The sequence below is a fragment of the Halomonas sp. PR-M31 genome (genome assembly GCF_001039575.1).
Classification (GTDB): Bacteria; Pseudomonadota; Gammaproteobacteria; order Pseudomonadales; family Halomonadaceae; genus Modicisalibacter.
In genome coordinates this window covers 20,377-42,857 of record NZ_JIBT01000026.1, presented here as the reverse complement: position 1 = coordinate 42,857, position 22,481 = coordinate 20,377, and the positions used below count along the sequence as shown (strand labels likewise).

The 22,481-nt window shown below is 58.0% G+C and carries 21 protein-coding genes; 7 read left to right on the top strand and 14 right to left on the bottom strand.

Translation table 11 applies throughout. From position 1 onward, the window contains the following. The first annotated feature begins 30 nt into the window (after nt 1-30). Nucleotides 31-1,281 (top strand): AarF/ABC1/UbiB kinase family protein, encoded by a 1,251-nt coding sequence (locus CH74_RS07990; protein WP_048306937.1) that lies wholly within the window; start codon nt 31-33, stop codon nt 1,279-1,281. 3 nt (nt 1,282-1,284) lie between these two features. Here the strand turns inward: CH74_RS07990 and CH74_RS07985 are convergent, their stop codons facing one another. Then, nucleotides 1,285-3,195: a hypothetical protein gene (locus CH74_RS07985; protein ID WP_048306935.1), complete on the bottom strand. Its 1,911-nt coding sequence runs from the start codon at nt 3,193-3,195 to the stop codon at nt 1,285-1,287. 166 nt (nt 3,196-3,361) lie between these two features. Here CH74_RS07985 and CH74_RS07980 point away from each other — a divergent pair, with 166 nt between their 5' ends. Further along, complete coding sequence (locus tag CH74_RS07980; protein WP_048306934.1) at nt 3,362-5,188, top strand: SEC-C metal-binding domain-containing protein; 1,827 nt, start codon at nt 3,362-3,364, stop codon at nt 5,186-5,188. A gap of 2 nt (nt 5,189-5,190) precedes the next feature. Here the strand turns inward: CH74_RS07980 and CH74_RS07975 are convergent, their stop codons facing one another. Continuing rightward, nucleotides 5,191-6,567, bottom strand: a complete 1,377-nt coding sequence (locus tag CH74_RS07975) for an MFS transporter (protein ID WP_048306933.1) — start codon at nt 6,565-6,567, stop codon at nt 5,191-5,193. 160 nt (nt 6,568-6,727) lie between these two features. Between CH74_RS07975 and rfaH the strand changes: the two genes are divergently transcribed. From rfaH to ccoM, 3 genes are all read left to right on the top strand, one after another. Beyond that, entirely contained in the window at nt 6,728-7,270 is a 543-nt protein-coding gene (gene rfaH / locus CH74_RS07970) for a transcription/translation regulatory transformer protein RfaH (protein ID WP_048306932.1), read from the top strand. 18 nt (nt 7,271-7,288) lie between these two features. After that, nucleotides 7,289-7,798, top strand: a complete 510-nt coding sequence (locus CH74_RS07965; RefSeq protein ID WP_048306931.1) for a peptidylprolyl isomerase — start codon at nt 7,289-7,291, stop codon at nt 7,796-7,798. Nucleotides 7,799-7,927: 129 nt separating this feature from the next. Next, nucleotides 7,928-8,044 (top strand): cytochrome c oxidase subunit CcoM, encoded by a 117-nt coding sequence (gene ccoM, locus CH74_RS19810; RefSeq protein ID WP_298378157.1) that lies wholly within the window; start codon nt 7,928-7,930, stop codon nt 8,042-8,044. A 123-nt stretch (nt 8,045-8,167) separates the two neighbouring features. On the opposite strand, the gene CH74_RS07960 is transcribed toward ccoM, so the two are convergent. The 3 genes from CH74_RS07960 to CH74_RS07950 all read right to left on the bottom strand — a co-directional run bounded on the left by CH74_RS07960 (nt 8,168) and on the right by CH74_RS07950 (nt 12,149). After that, nucleotides 8,168-9,475 carry a bifunctional diguanylate cyclase/phosphodiesterase gene (locus CH74_RS07960; protein ID WP_156181437.1) on the bottom strand — a complete coding sequence of 436 codons (1,308 nt, stop codon included), beginning with the start codon at nt 9,473-9,475 and terminating at the stop codon, nt 8,168-8,170. A 348-nt stretch (nt 9,476-9,823) separates the two neighbouring features. Then, the gene (locus CH74_RS07955; RefSeq protein ID WP_082140344.1) at nt 9,824-10,303 is read right to left on the bottom strand and encodes a lytic transglycosylase domain-containing protein; all 480 of its coding nucleotides are present in this window, start codon (nt 10,301-10,303) and stop codon (nt 9,824-9,826) included. Nucleotides 10,304-10,427: 124 nt separating this feature from the next. Beyond that, nucleotides 10,428-12,149, bottom strand: coding sequence for a proline--tRNA ligase (locus CH74_RS07950; protein WP_048306930.1), 1,722 nt, complete (start codon nt 12,147-12,149; stop codon nt 10,428-10,430). A gap of 40 nt (nt 12,150-12,189) precedes the next feature. Between CH74_RS07950 and CH74_RS18635 the strand changes: the two genes are divergently transcribed. Continuing rightward, the gene (locus tag CH74_RS18635; protein ID WP_156181436.1) at nt 12,190-12,345 is read left to right on the top strand and encodes a hypothetical protein; all 156 of its coding nucleotides are present in this window, start codon (nt 12,190-12,192) and stop codon (nt 12,343-12,345) included. Nucleotides 12,346-12,374: 29 nt separating this feature from the next. Here the strand turns inward: CH74_RS18635 and CH74_RS07945 are convergent, their stop codons facing one another. The 9 genes from CH74_RS07945 to CH74_RS07905 form a co-directional block, all read right to left on the bottom strand. Continuing rightward, a complete protein-coding gene (locus CH74_RS07945) occupies nt 12,375-13,316 on the bottom strand; it encodes an N-acetylmuramoyl-L-alanine amidase (RefSeq protein WP_216594731.1) in 942 nt (313 codons plus the stop codon). Next, nucleotides 13,313-14,050, bottom strand: a complete 738-nt coding sequence (locus CH74_RS07940; RefSeq protein WP_048306928.1) for a DUF3307 domain-containing protein — start codon at nt 14,048-14,050, stop codon at nt 13,313-13,315. The genes CH74_RS07945 and CH74_RS07940 overlap by 4 nt, the downstream gene beginning before the upstream one ends. Before the next feature lie 10 nt (nt 14,051-14,060). After that, on the bottom strand, nt 14,061-14,702 hold the full coding sequence (locus CH74_RS07935) for a hypothetical protein (RefSeq protein WP_048306927.1): 642 nt from the start codon (nt 14,700-14,702) through the stop codon (nt 14,061-14,063). A gap of 195 nt (nt 14,703-14,897) precedes the next feature. Next, nucleotides 14,898-16,073 (bottom strand): VWA domain-containing protein, encoded by a 1,176-nt coding sequence (locus CH74_RS07930; RefSeq protein ID WP_048306926.1) that lies wholly within the window; start codon nt 16,071-16,073, stop codon nt 14,898-14,900. Nucleotides 16,074-16,076: 3 nt separating this feature from the next. Then, nucleotides 16,077-16,934 carry a MoxR family ATPase gene (locus CH74_RS07925; protein WP_048306925.1) on the bottom strand — a complete coding sequence of 286 codons (858 nt, stop codon included), beginning with the start codon at nt 16,932-16,934 and terminating at the stop codon, nt 16,077-16,079. A gap of 73 nt (nt 16,935-17,007) precedes the next feature. Continuing rightward, nucleotides 17,008-17,970 (bottom strand): GGDEF domain-containing protein, encoded by a 963-nt coding sequence (locus tag CH74_RS07920; protein ID WP_053070675.1) that lies wholly within the window; start codon nt 17,968-17,970, stop codon nt 17,008-17,010. Nucleotides 17,971-18,138: 168 nt separating this feature from the next. Next, entirely contained in the window at nt 18,139-18,993 is an 855-nt protein-coding gene (locus CH74_RS07915; protein WP_253273004.1) for an NAD(P)-dependent oxidoreductase, read from the bottom strand. Continuing rightward, the gene (locus CH74_RS07910; protein ID WP_048306924.1) at nt 18,990-20,798 is read right to left on the bottom strand and encodes an ABC transporter transmembrane domain-containing protein; all 1,809 of its coding nucleotides are present in this window, start codon (nt 20,796-20,798) and stop codon (nt 18,990-18,992) included. Before CH74_RS07910 ends, CH74_RS07915 begins: the two co-directional genes overlap by 4 nt. Nucleotides 20,799-20,868: 70 nt before the next feature. Further along, nucleotides 20,869-21,774 carry a cation diffusion facilitator family transporter gene (locus CH74_RS07905; RefSeq protein WP_048306923.1) on the bottom strand — a complete coding sequence of 302 codons (906 nt, stop codon included), beginning with the start codon at nt 21,772-21,774 and terminating at the stop codon, nt 20,869-20,871. A 120-nt stretch (nt 21,775-21,894) separates the two neighbouring features. Here CH74_RS07905 and CH74_RS07900 point away from each other — a divergent pair, with 120 nt between their 5' ends. Then, complete coding sequence (locus CH74_RS07900; RefSeq protein WP_048306956.1) at nt 21,895-22,434, top strand: O-acetyl-ADP-ribose deacetylase; 540 nt, start codon at nt 21,895-21,897, stop codon at nt 22,432-22,434. Nucleotides 22,435-22,481: the final 47 nt, after the last annotated feature.

Sequence of the window (22,481 nt, the reverse complement as noted above, 5' to 3'; positions counted from 1 at the left end):
ATATAAATATCGTACAGGGTTTGTATCATTATGCGTGAGCGTGGACGATCCCGCCGGCTGCTGGGGCTTGGCGCAAGAACCGGAGGTGCCTTACTGCGTAGTCGCCTAGGCGGGCAAAGCGACTGGCGGGCGCTTGGTGAAGCGCTGTTCGAAGGGCTTTCCGAACTCAAGGGGCCGGCCATGAAGCTGGCTCAGATCGTTTCTCAATGGGACGATCTGTTGCCCCCGGATCTGGCCAACGAGCTAGCGCGGCTTCAGCGTCAGGCGGAGCCGATGCCCTGGTCGCGAATTCGCGAAAGCCTCGAGATTCAGTATGGCGACCCTGATCGCGTTTTTGCGGAGATCGAAACCACCCCGTTCGCCAGTGCGTCCATGGGTCAGGTGCATCGCGCTCGGACGCACGAGGGGGATACCATCGTGCTCAAGGTGCAGTACCCCGGTCTCGCAGCGGTACTAGAGAGCGATCTAACCCAGGTACGGCGCATCATGCGCCTTGGTCGCTGGTTCAAGGTGCCTCAGGCAAGACTCGATGCACTGTTCGATGAGCTGGCGGACAGCCTGCGCGGCGAGCTCGATTATCAGGCCGAAGCCGCGGCACTTGCGCGCTATCGAGAGCGCTACGCAGACCATGACTGGTTGATCATTCCCGAACCCTTGATGGCCCTGAGCGGTGAACAGGTACTTGCCATGCGCTATGTGCCAGGTACCCCGCTTCGCGATCTTGAAGCCGCTAGCGATGAGCTGCGCCAGAGCGTTGCCACGCACTTGGCGGATTGGCTGACGGAAGAGCTCTTCACCCACCGCGAGCTGCACGCCGATCCCCATGCGGGCAATTTCGCCTGTGACGATCAAGGACGATTGATTCTTTACGATCTTGGGGCCGTCATTCCGGTGCCGGAAGCGCGCTTGAAACAGATGGTCGAACTGCTTCAAGCGACGCTGGAACAGGATGCCATGGCCATGGATGCAGCACTGCGTCAGATGGGCGGGCGTCAGGGCGAGGGCGCACCGTTGGCGCTGTATCAAGAATCTGCCGAGGCCATCGCACCACTGTTTGCGCCTGGCCTGCAGAATTTTGGCGACGTGCGGGTACATCGGCGTCTGCGTGACCTAAGCCCGCGGGTCTGGGCGGCGATGGATCGCCTGCAGCCCCCGGCGGATACGCTATTGCTCTCCCGAGCGCTCAACGGCCATTACTGGAACCTGGTGCGACTGCAGGCGCGGCTCGACATGCATGCCCGCAGTCAGCCGCTGATCGCCTGGGCGAACAGCGTCGCCTGAGCGTCATTTCAGGGCACGGCGGGCCTGCACAAGCGCCCTGTACCAATCGCGATTCGGGGCGCTCACAGCCGCGGGCCGCTGGCTTAGATAGCTGACGTTGCGTATTTCGCTACCCGCCGTATTGGAAAGATAGTTGGACAACATGTTCAGTGTCGTTTCCCGAGCGCCATACTGCTTGATCAAGAATGTCTTGGCTTCTGGATCGAGTTCGACCCGGTAATGACGCACCAGCGCCAAGGCCAGAGATTCCGCCGTGCGAGAGAGATCCACATCGATCTCTCGCACCATGGCAGCGCCCAGTGCTGCCTTCGCGGCGGCTGAAAGATTGGGCTCGAGCTGGCCGAAATCCGCCGCATTCGAGCCATTGATGGCTCGTTGCACCTGCGGGCGGGAAAGATGAATGTGGGGTTCCAGCGCCAAAGCGATTTCGATGGCCAGGCGCTTGCCCGCGTCCATGCCGGTCGCCAGCAGCTGATCCCTGTCGATCAGATGAGGATTGCGCCGTCGTTCGCGATCCGCCTTCGTCGCCTTGATATGCTGATCGAGATGCTTGCATACCTGCGCCTTTGCGGTGTCATCTAAAGCAATCACATGCTCGCGAATGCGCAGGCCTCGGCGACCGGGTCCCAGGCGCAGTCGCGTATCGCGATTCGCATGATCGGTGCTGATGGTTTCCCACTGCTGTACTGCCTTGAGCAGCTGGGCATGGCTGCGTCCTACCTGGGAGTAGGCCTCCAAAGCGCTGCGATAGAGACCTAGCGCATTGGCCAGAAGATCGGACTTGGTTCGCAGTGCCGCCTTACGCTCCGTCTGTCCGCTGACCACGGCTTGGGCAAGATGTTGGATCTGTTCGGCCAGGGCATCCATTGCCTGTTGGGAACGTTCCACCAGGATCTCGGCGCGTAGTCCGCCAGCGGCATCCGCCACCAGCGTGCCGGACTGCTCCGCCAGATAAGCGGTCAAGGCCTTGAGTCGCGACAGGCCCGTAGCCTGGGCAATACGGTGCTGGGCGCGAGTTTTCTCGAGATTGTCAAAGGCCTGGGCCAAACGCCAGCGACCCCGGTATTCGAAGGAAAGCATGGGAATCCTGCGGCCGCTGATCAGCTCGAATGCCAGAATCAGCATCTCCTCCACGTCCTGCAGCGTCATCAAGAGCTCGTTGTTCTGCTCAATGGCCGCCAGTACCCGTTCGATGAAGTTGTCATCCCGGATCACGCCGCGACGTAGATTTGGCGCCTGCCCCTCGAAGCGTTGACGCAGTAGCGCCGTGGCTTCCGGTACCAGTTCCGCGAGTTCCTGGAGCTGGGGGTCGATGGTCTCACGATAAAGCGCAATCAGATCGCGAATGCGTGCATGCTGGCCGACACGCCGATAAATATCGATCTGGGCAATGATACGGGCGCTATCGCGATCATCGAGCAGCTCGATGGCGGCCAGTTCGACCCCTTCCGGTGACAGGTCCTGCTTGCGCAGCAGCATGGCTGCCGCTTCGCGTCGTCGGGCATCGCCTTCTAGGCTTTCGACGATCAGATTGCGGGTCGCCAGCAATAGATCCGGCAGACTCTGAATCACTCGTTCGATCTTATGGGCGGTTCTTTCCGCCTTGCGTCCACCGGTCAGGCTGTAGACGAAATTGGCAATGATGCCTGCAGCACCGGTAATGACCGTATAGGAGATGAAGAAAATGTAATTTTCGGCGGTGGGCGCCTTGCCATAGCCCAGCAGAAAGCCGCCCCAGGCACCCAGCAGGGTGACCGGCCCGGCGGTCCACAGGATCTGCAGCAGACTGACCGTCCAAGGAACTTTTTCCACCGCCGAAGTGATGCGCTTGATCTCGTCGCGGCCTTCGCGTTCCAGGCGAATATGAGGGGTATCGCTGGCATTTTTCGCCGAACGGTGGAAAGGCAATCGCACGACATGAATCCTTGATATGACAAGATGAGAGCAACGACGAAATATGGCCTTGGAAGCCAGTGGGCGCCACCCTAGCACCCCGGAAGTTGGCCCGCTAGCGTTAGGTGATGCCGTGAGCGCGAGACGGCGCCATGCTAGAATGAGCCAATCACGACAAGGAGGTGCGATGCTGGCGATGTGGGTAGAACAGTTACTGGAGTATGCCAGCGGCGCGCTGAATACCATTCGTCAGGACGAGCATTATCCGACGCTGATGGCCTGGGCCCGAACAGAGGGTCTGCGCACTCTGGGGGGGGACATGGCGCTTGCTCAAGCGCTGGCGCCGGAGTTGTGGAACCAGACGCCTCTTGAACGTCGAGGGTTCGCTACCGAAGCCTTGGCTCGTCCTCAGGACAACGAACCCTGCTGGTGCGACTCGGGGCGCAAGAGCCGAGATTGCTGCGGTGCCGTATCCTTTCCGGGTGCAGTGCCGGAGCATTTGATGTGGATGCTGTCGCTGCGGGAATGGACCGGGCCTGCCTTCAAGGCAGCGCTTGCCAGCGGCCGTGCGCCGGCTCAGGCCCTGCTCGAAGCAGGTCTGATCGCGGCGGAAAGCAATCAGCAGTGCCGCGCTCAGCAGATGCTCGAGGCGCTTTTCGAGGCAAGCGACTGGAGCCAGCTGCCGGAGCAGGCAGAGCCGGCGTTCGAGTTGCTGATCGATATCTATCAGGATCGCGGTTTCAATCGCAAGAAGGCCATGCTGCTCGACAACGTGCTTGCACATGGTCCGCTGTTCCTGCGCGGTGTAGCGCTGGAGCGCCTGTGCTTGATGCATCTTGACAGCGACGATCTGGCCAGTGCCAGGGAAGCCTTCGTGCGTGCCCAGCAAACGCTGCCGGACTCACCGACCCTTGCCTATATCGAGGCCATGTTGCTGTTACATGAGGGCCATCCGGAGGAAGCCAGTGAACGCGCCCGGTTCTGGTTTAGACGCCTGGCACGCTACGGCGATCTCGATGTGGAGCAGCTTCAGTTTCTCGCCGATCTGGCAGATAACCCGGGGGCTACCCTGGCGGAGCAGATGGTCAATTCCGAAGAGGCATTGGCCGTGCCATTGACCAATCTGCAAACCCTGCTCGAGAGTCTTGAAGGCGCACCGGATCTGCATCTCGAGCATGCAGCGGACGGCCATCTCGAATATCACACCCGCGCTCGGGAAGACACGCTGTTTGCCGCCTGGCAATCTCGTTTTCTCATCGAGATCGATAAAGAAGCCGCGCTGGGACTCGAGGATGATCCGTGGCCTCATGCCGCGGAATGGCTCGATGCCCTGCATGAAAACCCCGCCTGGCTCGATTCGCCACAGGTCGTGCAGGCCCTGTCGGTGGCCTTAGCAAGTCGTTTCGGTAGCCTGCCCTGGATGGCCAACATGTTCTTCGTACCCCTGGCCAGGCGTTTCGAATACTGGCTGGATCAGATCGAGAACGCTAAGGGTCGTTTCACTTGGGACGATGCGGACAATGCGTTTCTTTTGCGCACTGGCTTGGCCCTGGTGGTCGGAATGGAACGTGGAGCCCGGCGCAACTCCCGGCGGCTGGCGGAGCGTCTGTTGGTGCTCGATGATCAGGACAGCTTGGGTCTGCGGGAACTGGTGTTGGATCAGTTGCTGCGAGAAGGGCGCGACGAAGAAGCAGTGCAGCTCAGCGATCAACAGGAGCCAGACGACGAGGGACCTCTGCTAGGCGTGTTGATGGGACGCGCCTTGGCCTTGTTTCGTCTGCATCGTCTTGATGAAGCCGTACACTCTTTACGTGCCGTCAAGGCGCTCAATGCCCACGCCATTGCCATGATGTGCGCCCAAAATCCACGACCGGTGCCGCTGGCGCTGGAGGTGCCGGAACCCGGTACCAAGGCCGAAGCCTGGCAGTATCGGGCGTTGATGCGGGACCAATGGGCGGCGTCCCAAGGTGCATTGGAATGGTTGACCGCCCAGCAGCGTCATCTTGGCAAATAGATCTATCGATTTGCGCTCAGTCCAGGTTCGCGATTCTCATCACTCAAGGAAGGATCGCGGCTGATGCGCCAGGCAAGCCATATGGCAGGCAATCCGAGCAGTGCCGCAAAGACAAAAAACGTCGTGTAGCCTTGCCCTGCGACCACCACGCCGGAAAACCCCCCGATGAACTTGCCTGGTAATGTCATCAACGACGAGAACAGCGCGTATTGGGTTGCCGTATAGGCTCGTGAGGTCAGGCTCGACAGAAACGCGATGAAGACGGTGCTGGCAAGCCCATTGGCCAGATTGTCCCCCATGATGGTGATGACCAGCATGGGCATTTGCGCCCCGATCAGCGCCAGGATCGCGAACAGAAGATTGGTCAGGGCGACGATGATGGCACCGGCAACCAGCATCGAGCCAATGCCATAGCGCACCACCAGCAGCCCACCGACGATGCCGCCGGTGATGCTCATCGCTATGCCGAATACCTTGGTCACGTTGGCTATTTGGGAAAGGGTGAAGCCCAGATCGATATAGAGCGGATTGGCCATGGCCGCCATGGACAGATCGCTGATGCGATAGACGCCGATGAAAACCAATAGCCATAGAGCGCGGCGACCATAGCGGGAAAAGAAATCCGTGAAAGGGCAGACGATTGCACCGATGGACCAGGCCCCCAAGCGACGCCATGGCCGAGCACGCCCTCGGGTGGCTCTCAAGAAGGCGCGGACCTTGGGCTCATGAATCAACTGCACACCCAAGGGTGAGCGAGGTGGTTCCGGACGCAAAAGCACCGTGAGTATGCCAACACCCACCAGACCGGCCATGCTCAAATACGCCCAGTGCCAGGAGGCAAGATCGGCGACATAGAGCGCACCGGCGCCGGCCGCCAGCAGCCCCCCGCGATAGCCAATGATGTAGGTTGAGGCCATGGCGGCCTGTACCTCTTCTATGGCGGATTCGATACGAAAGGCATCGATGACGATGTCCTGAGTCGCCGAACCGAACGCGACCAGCAGGGCAAAACCCGCAACGCTAGCAAGACTGGCGCGAGGATCCGTATAAGCAAGGCCCACCAACCCCAGCGCAATCGTTACCTGAGCCAGCAGCATCCAGCCGCGCCGCTGACCGAACAGCCGAGTCAGTAGAGGCAAGGGCAAACGGTCCACCACCGGTGCCCAGAAGAATTTGATCGAATAGAGAATGCCGATCCAGGAAAAGAAACCGATTGCCGCGACCTCGACGTCGACATCCCTCAACCAGGCGGTCAGCGTCGAAAATACCAGTAGAAAGGGAAGACCTGCGGAGAAGCCCAGAAACAGCATGGTGATTACCGGAGCCTGGGCATAAACCGCCAGGGCATCCCGCCAGGAGCGGCGCGCTGGTCGGGTCATCGTGGATTTCCTGTCATGAGAAAAGTCCTTGAAGCTTTGGAGATATCCTGAATCGATATGCCTGGCATCGATGATAGACTGATCACAACTCATGCTTTCCATGCTGGCCCACTTGATGTTTCGGCCTTGCACTGGAGTCGATCTCGAATAATGGAGTCCTATGAGCGATCAGCTTACCGATCTCGATCAACCAGACAGCGATGCCATTCCGCGCTGGTATTTGATTCAATGCAAGGGTGGCGAATCCTTTCGTGCCGCGGAGCACCTGAACAATCAGGACTACGAGGTATTTCATCCAGTGCTGCAGGTACAAAAGAAACGTAACGGCAAACTGCAATGGATCGATGAGCCGCTGTTTCCCTATTATCTGTTCATTCGCCTCGATCGCCTGGCCAGCAATTGGCGGCCCATTCGCTCAACCCGTGGCGTGCTCAAGCTAGTGGGCTTCGGCAACGAACCCATTCCTGTCGATGACGAACTCGTCGCAGCCTTGCGCAACAATGCTCAAAAGACGCCCCCGCTCAATGGCAACGTCTACTTTCGTGCGGGTGAGGCCGTCGAGATTACCGAAGGGCCTTTTCGGTCGCTGCAAGCCGTTTTCGAAAGCCAGAAAGGCGAAGAGCGCGCGATCGTGCTGCTCAACATGCTGCATAGCCAGCAGCGCCTGGAAGTGCCTGTTCGCCATCTACGCCGTTCCGAGTAAACCCGCAAGGAAGCCCCTATGATCATTGCTCCCCAACATATCGTAACCCTGCACTATATCTTACGTGACTCCGCCGGGAGCGTACTAGACGACTCATATCAGCGCAATGCACCCCTGCAGTATCTACATGGTCACGACAACATCGTCCCCGGTCTCGAACGGTCTCTGAATGGGCTTGCCATTGGTGCCCGCACAACAATCACGCTGGCCCCTGCTCAGGCCTATGGTGTTCGAAACGGGGCGTTGGTACAGAAAGTCTCTCGAAGCGCTTTCGAAGGAGTCGATGAGTTGGTGCCGGGCAAGCGTTTTCAGGCTCAAGGCCCTGAAGGACCTCGAATCGTCACCGTGATTGCCATAAGCGGCGACGAGGTGACCGTGGATACCAATCATCCTCTGGCCGGGGAAACCCTGAGCTATAGCGTCGAGATCCTGGATATACGTCAGGCAACCCGCGCTGAGCTGGCCAAGGGCCACCCCTTGGATGAGGGTATCGAGCATACGCAAGTGGAAGATCGCAAGATCCCCTGAAACATGACTTCGGTCAATTATTGTTACGCAACCGTTCAAGCTCGGTAAAAACCTTGATTCAGGTCAAGATCAATAAGCTGTCGCTACCTTAAAGTGAATTCATCGACTATGAGGAAGGGGAGACACACCATGTACTGGGATGATGCGGTCATTTTCGGGCTGGTGACAGTGGGGATGATGTTTGTCTTCATGGGTGGTCTCGCCACTTTCATCATCAAAGATCAAAAGCGTAAGGGTAAGCAGTGATCGCGCTTACGCAGCTTACACGATAGCGCAAGTTTGTCGTCAGGGGAGGGGGCAATGCCCCCTTGTAGCCGACCTTCGGGTCGGCTTTTTTATGCGTGTCATTTAGCCAACGTCGGATCGTCATTAACTGGGCATGAAATTCAAGGGTGTGCTGATCCGGTACTCCATCAGCCAATCGAGAACGCGGTCCTCATCCATGGGGCGTGCAATCAGATAGCCTTGCGCCTGATCGCAGCCGGCCTTGGTCAACAGAGCAAGTTGTTGAGGGGTTTCCACCCCTTCGGCTACCACTTCGAGCCCGAAGTCATGTGCCAGTGCAATACTCGAATGCACGATGGTGGCATCTTCACGTTGCTTTGTCAGATTCATCACGAAGGATTTATCGATCTTGAGAACATCAAGAGGCAAGCGACGCAGCTGCGTCAGCGATGAGTAACCGGTGCCGAAATCGTCGATGGCGACCGTGACGCCCTCCTTGCGCAGCTCCTCCAGCAGCACCGCTACGGAAGCGGGGTCGAGCATCATCGTCTGTTCGGTAATCTCGAGCATCAGTTGGGTCGGGGCAATGTGTCTATGATGCAGGCCAGCGAGTAGTCGTCGGGCGAGCTGCGGATCGTCAAGATCAATGGCGGATAGATTGATGGCGATTTGCATGGCATGTCCGCTTGCCTGCCAGGCGGCCATATGATCCATCACTTGCCCGATCAGCCATTGACCAACCAGGGCCATATGGCCCGAATGCACCGCAAGCGGCAGAAATTCGTCCGGGTATAACAACCCAAGGGACGGATGTTGCCATTGCAGCAAGGCTTCAAAACCCGTGACAGCGCCATCATCTAACCGAATCTTGGGTTGGTACACCACTCTAAGCTGCTGATCCTGAACCGCGTTCACCAGATCGCTGAGTAGCCGTTTTTCCCGGGCGTGGCGATGATCAAGGCCGCTTTGATAGGCATGGAATCCCTCCCGGGAATGGCGTGCCTGAATCAGTGCAATGGAAGAGCGATGTAAAAGCTGCTGGGCGTCCTTGCCATCCTCGGGGCTTTGCAGCACCGCCATGGAAATAGTGGGAATCAGCGAAGTGCCCGAGAGCTTCAGCGGCTGGCTCAATTGCTCCTTCAAGCGCTCTAGCAAGGTATTGTCCACGAAGGGTGGCGCGACCAAGAGCAAGAACTCGTTGCCTCCTAGGCGATAGAGGCGCCCATGATGGTAGTGCAGACGCACGAGGCGACGGGTTAGCGCTACTAGCAGCTGATCGCCAATATCCTCACCAAGTGTTTTGTTGATGTGATTGATATTGTCGATGCCCAGCCGAATTATGAGGAAGGTCTGATCTGCAGCGATCAGTTTGTGTATTTCATGGTTAGCAAGGCTATGGGTGCCGATACCCGTCAATGGATCGGTTTGTCGACGCTGCAGATGAGTAAGCAACTTGAAAAAGTGACTTTGCAGTCTGCCTGCATATTTTTCATGACGCGGATGGTGCCACGCCGAACGCAGAAGTCTTTCAGCGCCGCGGCTGGCGCCCAACGCCAGGAATAGAAGTAAAAGCCCAAGAAAACGACTTAGCACCGTGACAATCGCGCTAGCGTATCGTTTCGGATGCCAAGCGAGAAGATGACCAAACGCATTCAAATCGCTCTCAATAATACATGGTTGATATTGATGATTACTCAGCAAGGCTGAGTATTGTTGACCGGTGCCGTGGTGAATATATCTATGTTGTATCAGACAACAGCTATCTGCGTTGGTGCCAGTAAGCCCAGTAAACGGTGTCTCTTACTCTTGTGAGTTTCTTGTCAGGCTATTTGAGCCAAGAGCGGACGGAGGGCGCCAGCGTGTTGCCCAGGCCTTCATCACCCGTTCGGAATACCAGGTCTGGCCGAGGCTGCCGTTGTACCGCGCCAACGCGCGTGTCAAATCGCCTTTTTCAATTTCTAAATAGTGCGCCAGAATAGTGCAGCCATAGCGCAGGTTGAGTCCGGAATCAAAAAGATCATCTTCCGGGCGCCCAATGACCTCTTTCCAGAAGGGCATGATCTGCATCAACCCTTGAGCGCCCGCAGAGGAGATGGCGTTGGTATCGAAGGCGCTTTCCACTTGAATGAGCGCGAGTACGAGTTCTGCCGAAAGACCTGCCAGGGCGGCCTCCAGGCGTATTCGTTCGAGCAGATTTGGATGCTCACTCTGAGAGATGAAAGGGGCTAACCGGGATTGCATGACGCTCAACCAGTGCTGGCTTTGAGCATCAGATGTCATCTGCCGTGATTTGTACGCCTTGGCCGCCAGCGTATCGATCAGCGTATTGGGTAGTCGATCGGGAACCACGGCAGCGCCGGTTGCCGATGAGGACAACAGGGCTGCCAGGATGCTTGCCAGGATTCTAGACTTGTAAGCGCTCACGTAGGTAGTCGATCAGCTCGTCTGCGGGGATCATAGTATTGTTATCGTCACGACGACCCTTGTACTCCAGTTCGCCGTTGTCGAGCCCGCGATCACCGATCACTACCCGATGAGGAATGCCAATCAATTCCTGATCCGCGAACTTCACGCCGGGCCGGGTATCCCTATCGTCAAGCAGCACATCGATGCCCTGGGCACTAAGCTCATTGTAAAGACGTTCCGCTGTCTCACGCACCCGTTCGGACTTATGAGCATTCATCGGCACCAGCATCACCTCAAAAGGCGCGATGGCGTTGGGCCAGATGATGCCGTTGTCGTCATGATTCTGCTCGATGGCGGCCGCCACGACGCGAGTGATGCCAATGCCATAGCAGCCCATCCAGAGCTGAGTGGCCTTGCCGTTTTCATCGAGAGCGGTTGCGTTCATCGCCTCGCTGTACTTGGTGCCCAGCTGAAAGACATGCCCGACTTCGATGCCGCGCTTGATCGAGAGCGTGCCTTGGCCATCCGGTGACGGATCACCGGCTACCACGCTGCGAATGTCCGTCACCTTGGGCAGTGCCACGTCCCGCTCCCAGTTGATGCCGAAGTAGTGCTTGCCATCTATGTTGGCCCCGGCGCCGAAATCACTCATCAGCGCCACGCTGCGGTCGATGATGATCGGCATGTCGAGATTGACCGGCCCGAGGGAGCCCGGGCCGGCCCCCACCACCGCACGAATTTCATCTTCCGTGGCCATGGTCAAGGGGACGGCGACTTCCGGAAGGTGCTCTGCCTTGATCTCATTTAGCGCATGATCGCCCCGCACCAGCAGCGCAATCAGGCCGCCCTCGGCTGCCTGTACCATCAGGGTCTTGATGGTCTTCTCGATAGGCAGGCCGTGCTGTTCGACCAGCGCAGCGATGGTTTTTGCGTTTGGAGTATCGACCAGGCGCAGTTCTTCTTGCGGCGCCACACGTTCTGGGGTCTCGCCCATGGGCGCGGGCAAGGCTTCTGCCATCTCGATGTTGGCGGCATAGTCAGAGTCGCTGGAGAAGGCGATATCGTCCTCGCCGGAATCCGCCAGCACATGAAACTCATGGGAGCCGGTGCCCCCGATCGAGCCGTTGTCCGCAAGCACCGGACGAAAATCAAGCCCCAGTCGGGTGAAGATACGCACATAGGTATCGTACATCACCTGGTAGGTCTGCTTGAGGGAGTCTTCCGAGATGTGGAAAGAGTAGGCGTCCTTCATGAGGAATTCCCGGGAGCGCATTACACCGAAGCGCGGGCGAATCTCATCGCGAAACTTGGTCTGGATCTGATAGAAGTTGGCCGGTAGTTGCTTGTAGCTGCCGATCTCACGGCGCATCAGATCGGTGATTACTTCCTCGTGAGTCGGGCCGACGCAGTAATCGCGCTGATGGCGATCGATGACACGCAAAAGCTCAGGGCCATACTGTTCCCAGCGTCCGGATTCCTGCCACAGCTCCGCCGGTTGTACGGCAGGCATCAGCATCTCCTGAGCGCCGGCGCGGTCCATTTCTTCCCGCACGATGCGCTCGACTTTACGCAGGGTGCGAAGGCCAGTAGGAAGCCAGGTGTAAAGGCCTGAGGTTAGACGACGAATCATGCCAGCGCGTAGCATCAGCTGATGGCTAATGACTTCGGCGTCCGCCGGCGTTTCCTTGAGGGTGGCGATCAATAGTTGACTGGCGCGCATGGGTCCGGTGGTTCCTTGAAATCTGGGCGGCGAGGCTGACATGGCAGCGATGGTCATACCTGGCGCATTGTACGGGCAAGCCCGGATGGCGGCAAAAAGTGCCATAAAAGACGGCGCAGTAATTGCACGAGAAAATCATTTCAATGAACGGGAACGCCAGTTTTCGGGAGAGCCCGATTTATCCGGCGATGGTTGATAGTCTTCATCGCTCTTTGAAACGATCACTCACAGGGGCGGCCTGTTCGACGATGGCGCTTCGGCTCGATAACGTTCGAGCAACGCCCACAAGATTGCTGCAGTTTCCGCATCCGGCAAGCCCCGGTAGTCATTCGGGCGAAAATGCATCTGAAAGGCTCGCAGCACATGGCGTGTCTGGGTATCGAGCTGACCCGTCAGCTCGATTGGGTAACCGTACTCTGCAAGCGCCGTCTGCAGCTCGATCAACGATGGCGGTTGCCGGCTGAACCGGGTGAGATAATTCGTCACCGTTTTGGCCTCGGGCCAGGCGCCAATACCTGCCTGATGTAGTCGGTACCAGGGAAATAGTGGCCCGGGATCAATCTTGCGTGAAGGCGCAATGTCCGCATGCCCGACGACATTGGTGGGGTCGATGTCATGGTGGGCGACGATATCTCGGGCAAGACGTATCAGGGTATCCATCTGCGCATCCGGATAAGGCGCCCAGTGAATGATATTCAGGTCAGAAGGTTGAGCGTCGAGGATTCGCTCGATTTCTCCAAAGGGCCTATCTGGCCCTTCGTTGACGATCTCGATGCCAATCGAGGTATCGTTGATATTGCTACGGTTTTTCCAAGCGCTAACGCCTGCATGCCAGGCGCGACGGGACTCGTCCACTAATTGATAGACCAGAGGCTGGCCTCGGGAACGTCGGGCCGGCAGCGGCAGCACGTAATGAGCGCTAACTCGGGGGCCGGTCAGGGTTCTTAGGGAACGGAATTCATTACCGTCGGTGTAGTGGATCACCAGATGATGTATTCGGCTTGAATGGGATGGCGATACCCGTCGTTGATCGACGATATAGCCGGGCCGTTGCTCCAGGCCGCTGCAGCTTGCCATGACGAGAGTGATCACCATCAGCAGCAGCAGCGGTGGGCATACCCGGCATCTTGGGAGGCGCTTTCGAGAGAAATAGGCAAGCAACGTCATAGGGTCTGGAGAAGGTGGCGCAGGGCAAGTCCCAGCAGCAGGGTCAAGGCGAAACTGAGCATGGTGCCGAGCAGCACGTACTCGGTGAGCTTGCGATCCCGGTCCTCACGCAGATCGCCAAAACGCAAGACTGACTTGGCCGCCAATAGAAAACCGATGGGGGTGAATTCGCCGCTCAACACAAAGGTCAGCACCAGAAAACGCTCGAGAATACCGATTCTGGCGCCCGCATCCGCCAGGGTGCCACGATTATCGATCTGATCGCTCCAGCGCTGCATCACCAGGGCGATGAGTATCGACAGCGGCCGTGTAATCAGCACATAGGCCAGCAGTATCGCCAGAGGCTTGGGATCCAGCAGCCAACTGCCTAGCAGCGGAAGCGGCCAGGGATACACCAGAAAGCTCCAGACCAGAAGAATGACCAGTAGATGCAGCGCCTGATCGATCAGGAAATAACGTACCTGTTCTGGCGCATAGCTCTTGAGGATATCGATGATCAAGTGACTCGAAGCGATCATCAGCGCCGTAAGCAGGGCAGTCGCAGCCCCCAGTTGGCTGATCAACAGGACGCTCAGTGCCAGCAACCCGTGAACGCCGGCATGCAGATAAACCGGTATGGAGCGATAGCCGCGTTGCTGCTTGCTGATTACCCAAGCCTTGCCCTGCAGCAGGAAATCGCCGGCAAGATGGGCAAGCAGCAGCAGTAATAGTAGCGAGAGGGCCGTCGGGTGCATGGCAATTCCTTTAAACGCCCTGTGCCAGCCTTGAGGAAACGTAGGCTAGGTAATCTCGAATCAACGGCCAGCGAGCTACCGCCAGACGACGATTGATAGTGGGCTGGGCACGTTCAAGTCGTTGAGCCAAGGCCTGTTGAGACTCCTGGTGGAGCAGGCTCAATGACACAACTTCCGCCGAAAAACGCGACCAGTGGCTCAGGATGTCGTCCACGAAACGGGTCATCAGTGTCAATGTTTCTACATATTCGGATGATGAGGTAACGATGGCCAGGCGATCTGGCGTATCGCTCAAGTCGTCAAGCCCCTGGCCCGACAGCACGAACGCCTCACCATCGGCCTGGGCAAAACGCTCGGCTTCGGGAACCTCGCCTGTTCCGACACCGAGGACGATGCGGGCATCCCAGGTGTTGTGACGAGAAGGCGATTGTTGAATCAATGCCGCGCGAATCAATATTGCTGCCGTCATGGCATTGCCCGGATCGGGAACGACCACCTGGAAGCCATCGCCTCGATAGCGATCGCAGCGGGCCTTGAAGCGCTCTTCGACGAGGCCCAGCGCCGCATCCAAAGTGCGGTTGAAACGATCCTTGTCCTTGATTCGCTGAGATCCCACCACATCACCGGTCAGTACACCAATATTGGTCACCATGTCCTGTCGATCCACGATAGTGTCTAAACGCTATAATTGTAACTTATAGCCGAAAATCACTATAACCAAAGACAATAGTGTTATCTAGCTATTGAGTTAAGTCATTCGATGGATCAATGCTGTAATTATATACAGTATACAAGCACTGGCAATTGCTCATACGCACTTTGTTGTATCCTCATGTAACAAAGAGAGTCAGCGCAGCAGTTCTCGGACCGAGGCTTCCAGCCCTTGAAGCGTGGTGGGGTACATTCGATCGTCGATCAGATGGCGAATCAGCTGGGTGGAATGAGTGTATTCCCAAACCCGGGGCGGCATTGGATTCAACCAGACCAGCTTGTCGAATTTTGTGGTAAGGCGCTTTAGCCAGATGGCGCCGGCTTCTTCGTTGAAGTGTTCGACGCTGCCACCAGGATGGGTGACTTCATAGGGAGACATGGCCGCATCGCCGACGATCACCACCTTGTAGTCGGCGCCGAAGGTGCGCAGCACTTCCTGAGTGCTGATGCGCTTGTCACGGCGTCGATTGTCCCGCCATAGATTTTCATAGACGCAGTTGTGGAAGTAGAAGTGTTCGAGATGCTTGAACTCGCTGCGGCAAGCGGAAAACAGCTCTTCGCAGATACGAATGTAATCGTCCATGGAGCCGCCTGCATCGAGCAACAGCAGCAGCTTGATCGCATTGTGACGCTCGGGCTTCAGCCGAATATTGAGCAGGCCATTGTCCCGAGCCGTTGCCTCGATAGTGGCGTCGATATCGAACTCTTCCCCGGCGCCGTGCGGGCAAAAACGCCGCAAGCGGCGTAGCGCCATCTGCAGATTGCGGGTGCCGAGTTCGAGGGAGTCGTCGTAGTCGCGGAAATGGCGTTCGTCCCAGACCTTTACCGCCCGCCGATGGCGTGAGCCGTCTTGGCCAATGCGAATCCCTTCCGGGTTGTAGCCGTAAGCGCCGAAGGGGCTGGTGCCGCCGGTGCCGATCCATTTATTGCCGCCGGCGTGGCGCTCCTTCTGTTCCTCGAGCCGCTGCTTGAAGGTCTCGATCAGCTGCTCCAGGCCGCCCAGGGATTGAATCTTGGCCTTCTCTTCCTCGGTCAAGGATTTCTCGAACTCGCGTCGCAGCCAGTCATCCGGAATCAAGGCCTCGATGGCGGAATCCAGGTCCTCGATGCCCTTGAACCAGGCGGCAAAGGCACGATCGAAGCGATCGAAATAACGCTCATCCTTGACCAGGATCAGACGAGCCAGGCGATAGAAATCATTGATGTCGGCAAACACCACCCCCCGTTCGAGTGCGGCATGCAGATCGAGCAGCTCTCGCAGGGACACCGGCACATCGGCGCGCTTTAGCGTATCGAACAGGCCGAGAAACATGGCTCAGCGACCTTGACCGGCACGCTGACGGCGCATCATGAACGCCAGCCGATGCAGCAGGGTGCTGTCTTGCTCGTTCTTGACCAGGGCGCCGGCCAAGGGCGGTAACGCCTGACTCGGGTCGCTGTGATACAGCGCTTCCCGGGACAGCTCATCCGCCATCAGCAGCTTGAGCCAGTCGATCAGCTCCGAGGTGGAAGGCTTCTTCTTCAGTCCCGGCGCCTCGCGCAGATCGAAGAATACTTCCAGGGCCTGGGCGACCAGACGGGATTCGATCTCGGGAAAATGCACGTCGACGATCTGTTTCAGCGTCTGGCGGTCGGGGAACTCGATGTAATGAAAGAAGCAGCGCCGCAAAAAGGCATCCGGCAGTTCCTTTTCATTGTTCGAGGTGATGACGATGATCGGGCGATGCCGGGCACGGATGGTTTGATCCGTCTCGTAGACATAGAACTCCATGCGATCGAGTTCTTGAAGCAGATCGTTAGGGAATTCGATATCCGCCTTGTCGATCTCGTCGATCAGCAAGACCACGCGCTGATCCGCCTCGAAGGCTTCCCATAACTTGCCGGGTCGAATGTAGTTGGCCACGTTTTCCACACCCTCCACACCCAGCTGAGAATCTCGAAGACGGCTGACCGCGTCGTATTCGTAGAGTCCCTGATGAGCCTTAGTGGTGGATTTGATGTGCCAGGTAATGAGAGGGGTATTCAGCGACTGGGCCAGCTCCTCGGCCAGCAGTGTCTTGCCGGTACCGGGCTCGCCCTTGATCAGCAGCGGACGCTCCAGCATCACCGCGGCATCGACGGCCAGACGCAGCGCATCCGTGGCGATGTAGCTCGATGTTCCTGCGAAAGCCATGATGTTTCCCTGTTGAAAGACATCAGTCGAGTGTACGAGAGAGGCTGTGGCATCTCAATTCATGGCATTTAATTCAGGTTCTGGTGCCGATCGGCTGCTTCAACTTGGTGAACTGAGTCTTGAAAGTATCGCTGTCCACGGCGTAACCAAGAATGCGGTTGCGCCCTTGAGCCTTGCATTGGTAGAGCGCCGAATCGGCACAGGCAATCAGACTGTCCGCATCGAGTTGAGTACCAGACTTGGCGGTGGCCACGCCGATGCTCACGGTCACCACCGAATGCGTGGGCGAGGCAGCGTGGGGAATGCCGACCGCCTGCAGCATGCTGCGCATGGCTTCCGCCAAACGCAGGGCAGACTCCTCGTCGCTGTCCAGCAGCACCACCAAAAACTCTTCTCCCCCGATACGAACGAGGATGTCCGTTTCGCGGCGAAAGGTATCTCGCAGGACGTTGGCGATCTCTACTAGACAAGCATCGCCGGCAGGGTGCCCATAGTAATCGTTGTAGGCTTTGAAATGATCTACATCGATCATCAGGATCGACAAGGGTGCGATACGTCGCCGGGTCATGGGGAGCGCAATTTCCAGGCGCTGATCCAGCAAGCGTCGATTACCTAGCCCGGTCAGAGGGTCGATGAGAGACTGCTCACGCAACGTCTCGTTATGTTGTCTAAGCGTTTCCAACAGCGAATGAATTTCGCCGGTGAGTAGGGCAATGTCATCACGATTTTTTAAAAGTGTGGCCGGAGGCTTGCTGACACTGCCCTCCTGCTGGCCTTTTACATAATCGACGAGTAGATGCACCCGATTGAGCCAGTAGCGCTGCAACGAGACGACCAGCATGACCAAGAGGAGCAGAGAGATCGTCGCGATCAAGACAATGATGGAAACCAGCTCCATCCGAGATTGCAGGGCGTTCTGCTCACTGAAAAAGACACTCGTTTGCTGCCACAGAACGACGCCTGCGATCAGCAGCAAAATCCCCAGAGCGGATAGCGCGTATCGATGAAAGAGGAGCTTGGTTGGTATGAGCCGCATGAGCCATCGCTATCAAACGAAATGAACAGGTATTGTTACTATCGCATTCGTCTATTATCGGCGCGCAGTCAACGTTCTTGAATACTTGTGAAGTGAAAATTCACGAAAACTGCGCCAATTTTATCAGTCATGCGTCTGATTTTGTCTGCGAGTGACGATATCGCTCGATCAAGGTTGCCGGATCACGCTCCGCATTGCCAAGCTCGCGTGCTGCCGGAATAGCTGTGCTGCCAGCGCACTCATGGGCACGGCACTGGCGCTACGCTGACTTTGGGCGACTGCCATATCAAGATCCTTGAGCAGGGTACGCACATGCCAGGGCGGCGAGTCGAAATCGCCCGCTGCCATGCGCGGCGCTAGAAGCTGAAACGGTCTGGAATCCGCGAATCCTCCGGTCAGTGCCTCGGGAATTCGTGCGGCATCGACACCGCTGGCCTCCGCCAAAGCCATCATCTCGGCGATCACCAGGGCATTACAGCCAACGATCATCTGGTTGCATACCTTGGTGACTTGTCCGCTGCCCACCGGTCCCATGTGGGTGATGCGAGACCCCAAGGGCTCGAACAGCGGACGCAGCGCCTCGATGTCGTTTGCCTCGCCACCGCACATGATGGCAAGACTTCCCGACTCGGCGCCGGTCACGCCGCCGGACACCGGGGCATCGATCCAGGGCATGTGGCACTCAGCGCGCAGGCGTGAAGCAAAATCCCGAGTCGCCGCCGGATCGCTGCTGGAGAAATCCACCAGCCGTTGGTCAAAACGGGCGTGAGCGGCAACGCCTTCGTTTCCAAATACCACTTCCTCGACAGCGGCGGTATTGGCCAGACAGAGCAGGATGACGTCCACCTCCTTGACGAGTGCTGCAATCGAGGCAGCAACTCGGGCGCCAGCGGCTTCGACACCCTGGGTCTTGTCCGAACTGCGGTTGAACACCGTGACACTATAGCCTGCCTTCAGCAGACGATGGGTCATGGGTTCGCCCATAAGACCGATGCCGATGAAGCCAAGACGCGGTGAAGTCATGAGTGAGTCTCCACGTTCGTGAAAGAAGAGGTCTGGCCCGTCTCCAGATCGAACTGCAGGCTGGCCAGATGACGATACAGCGGATTGCTTTCGAGCAGCTGGGTGTGAGTGCCGGCGCCCACCAGGCGGCCGTGATCAAAAACCAGCAGTCGATCCGCGGCCACCACGGTGGCCAGACGATGGGCGACCACCAGGCTGGTACGACCCACCATGAGCCGATCCAGCGCTTCCTGCACCAGCCGCTCGCTCTCTGCGTCCAGGGCACTGGTCGCCTCATCCAGCAGCAGTACCGTCGGGTTACGTAGCAGCGCTCGGGCAATGGCCAGACGCTGGCGCTGGCCTCCGGAGAGCTGAACACCGCCGGGGCCGAGATAGCTATCGAAACCCTTGGGTAACGCCTGAATGAATTCCAAAGCGTTGGCATCCCGGGCGGCCTGAACGACTTCTTCATCGCTGGCCTCGGGCGCCCCATAGCGGATATTGTCCGCGGCGCTGCCGCTGAACAATACCGGCTCCTGGGCGACTAGCCCGATGGCCTGGCGCAATTCCGCCGGATCGAGATCGCGAAGATCCACGCCGTCCAGCATCAGCTTGCCGTCATCAGGATCGTAGAAACGCAGCAGCAGCTGTAAAAGCGTACTCTTGCCCGCGCCGGAGGGGCCCACCAGAGCAACGCGTTCACCGGGATGAATGTGAATATCGAGATCGGTCAGCGCCGGGGTGTCCGGTCGACTGGGATAGGCAAAGCGTAGATCTTGCGCAACGATTTCACCTCGCAAGGGATCATCGAGGGTTCGCGGGGCAGGTGGGGCAGTGATGACGGCCTTGGCGTCCAGCAGTTCGAGCAGACGCTCCGCGGCACCCGAGGCGCGTTGAACGTCGCCGGCCACTTCCGCCAGCGCCGCCACGGCGCCGGCGGCAAGTACCGCGTAGAACACGAACGCCGACAGTTCACCGGCACTCATTTCGCCAGCAAGCACCGCATGACCGCCTTGCCACAGCATGAAAGCGACGGCGGTGAACACCACCAGCATGGCGATACCCGTCAACCAGGCACGCTGGCGTGTTCTATCGACGGCTACTGCGAAGGCTTCTTCCACATGATGCCCGTAGAGGCGTCTATCCGCGTCTTCATGGCCGAAGGCCTGCAGGGTGCGAATGCCCGTCAGCGCCTCACCGGCATAGCGGCCCAGCTCGGCAATACGATCCTGACTATGGCGCGACAGCCGTCGCACCCGACGACCAAACCACAAAATCGGCAGCACCGTGGCAGGAATGCCCAGCAGCACCAGCGCACTGAGCCAGGGCTGAGTGACCAGCATCAAGATGATCGCCCCAATCAGCATCAGCAGATTGCGCAGGGCAACGGACAAGGAAGAACCGAACAGGCTCTGCAGCACGCTGGTATCCGCAGTCAGGCGCGACTGAATCTCGCCGGCGCCGCCGCTTCCTTTCAAGCTGTTTTCGAAAAAATCCGGCTCGAGAGTCAGCAAGTGATCGAAGACCTGGCGGCGCAGATCCGCCGCCAGACGCTCTCCGATCCAGGTCACCAGGTAATAGCGAGCTGCCGAAGCGATCGCCAGCACGGCAACCACCGCAAGTAGCCCTGCCAAGGCTTGATTGAGGCTAGAGACGTCTTCCGCCATGAAGCCCTGATCGATGACTAGGCGCAGTCCCTGACCCAGCAGCAGGACACTACCGGAGGCCACCAGCAGGGCGATAGCGGCGCCTATCAGCCTCCATCGATAGGGGCTGAGCAGCGAAAGTAAGCGCAGCAGGATGCGTGGGTTGGGGCGGGTTGTCATTATGTTTCTCGGGCAATGAAAAGAGCGTACTGAATAAGGACACTACCAGTGCTTGCATAAAAGAGCATGCTCAGGTCCAGCGTGGATCGGCAGTGAAGGCCACGGTAAACCAGCGCCGCTCTGGAGGGGCGCTCAACTGCGCGGCGATTTCCTCACGGATCTCGTCGAGCATGCTCATGCCGCGCTCGCTGGCAAAGTCTGGTTGAGTGATGATGTGAATTTCGATGAAGTAGCCCCGGCCGGTCTTGGCCACATGGCTGTAGTAGTTGAGTAGACCGGCACGTTGCATCACCTGCTGCATGGCATCATGGACTTCCCGGTCGAGATGGCTCGGTGCAATCAGAAACACCTCTTTCAGGGCACGGCGCACGATGCCGATGGGGACCGGCATAAAGCACAGCGTCAGCACTGCCAATAGCAGCGAATCCACATAGGGAGTCCAATGCGACAGGGCAGTGTCATCCAGTAGCCAAGCGAGGGCGAAAGCCACCAATAGGGCGGACGTGATCAACGCGGCCATCAGCCAGCCCTGAATATCGATACGCAGGAACTCGGAATCCGCCTCTCGATTGAGGCGACTCTCGAACACATACATGGAGAAGCAGACCGTTGCGACCAGCACCGCATAGACAATCGCCATGCCAAAGGCGAGTTCGCGTCCGCCTTCCATCAGCCCCTGTACCGCATTGAGAAAGGCATAAAAGCACAGCAGCATCAAAATGGCGCCGTTGAATGCCGCCGCCATGGGTTCGAAATGCCAGTAGCCAAGCTGGAAGCGCTGATTGACTTCGCGCTGGGCAAGTCGCGAAACCCAAAGCGCCAGCATCGACATGGTGGCGTCGATGCTGGAGAACACCCCGTCGAACAGGATTGATTGGGAGCCCGCCAATAAACCGAGAGTAATGCCAAGACCGGCAACGACCAGGGTCATGGCGATGGAAATTTTCAGGGCGCGCTGTTCGAGATGGGCTTGCATGGCTGGGCTCGAGGTTCATCGAAGCCGACGATCATAGGTCAGCCGGTTCGGGTTCACCAGCGTCGTAGCTGCTACGCTCAGTAGTGAGTCAACATGATTCAGGCAATATCAGGGGGAGCCATGGACAAGGAACTGCTCGCACGAAGGATCAATGTGGTCGTCGATGACATCACCCGGATCGAGGTGGACGCCATCGTCAATGCCGCCAACCATTCGTTGATGGGCGGTGGTGGCGTGGACGGCGCCATTCACCGCGCTGCTGGCCCTGAACTCAAAAAGGCCTGCCAGCGCCTGCGCGACACCAACTGGCCTGACGGCTTGCCGGACGGCGAGGTCACCCTGACCGATGGCTTCAAGCTGTCGGCGCGCTACGTGATTCACACCGTGGGGCCAGTCTACGCCAAGACCAAGGACAAGTCGCACCTGCTCGCCAACTGCTATCGCAACGCTCTGACGCTGGCCGCCGAAAACGACTGTCGGAGCATCGCCTTTCCGGCGGTTTCCACCGGTATTTACGGCTATCCCTTCGACGAAGCGGCAAAGGTGGTACTCGACGTGCTGGCCGAGGAATTACCGCGTCACGAACTTGACGTGACACTGTGCTTCTTCAGTGACAAAGATGCCGAAGCGTTCAAGATGATCATGGAAGAGGCGTCTTAAGTATCTGCAGTATTGCTTTTATTGAAATTGGGAACCATCGGCGGCTT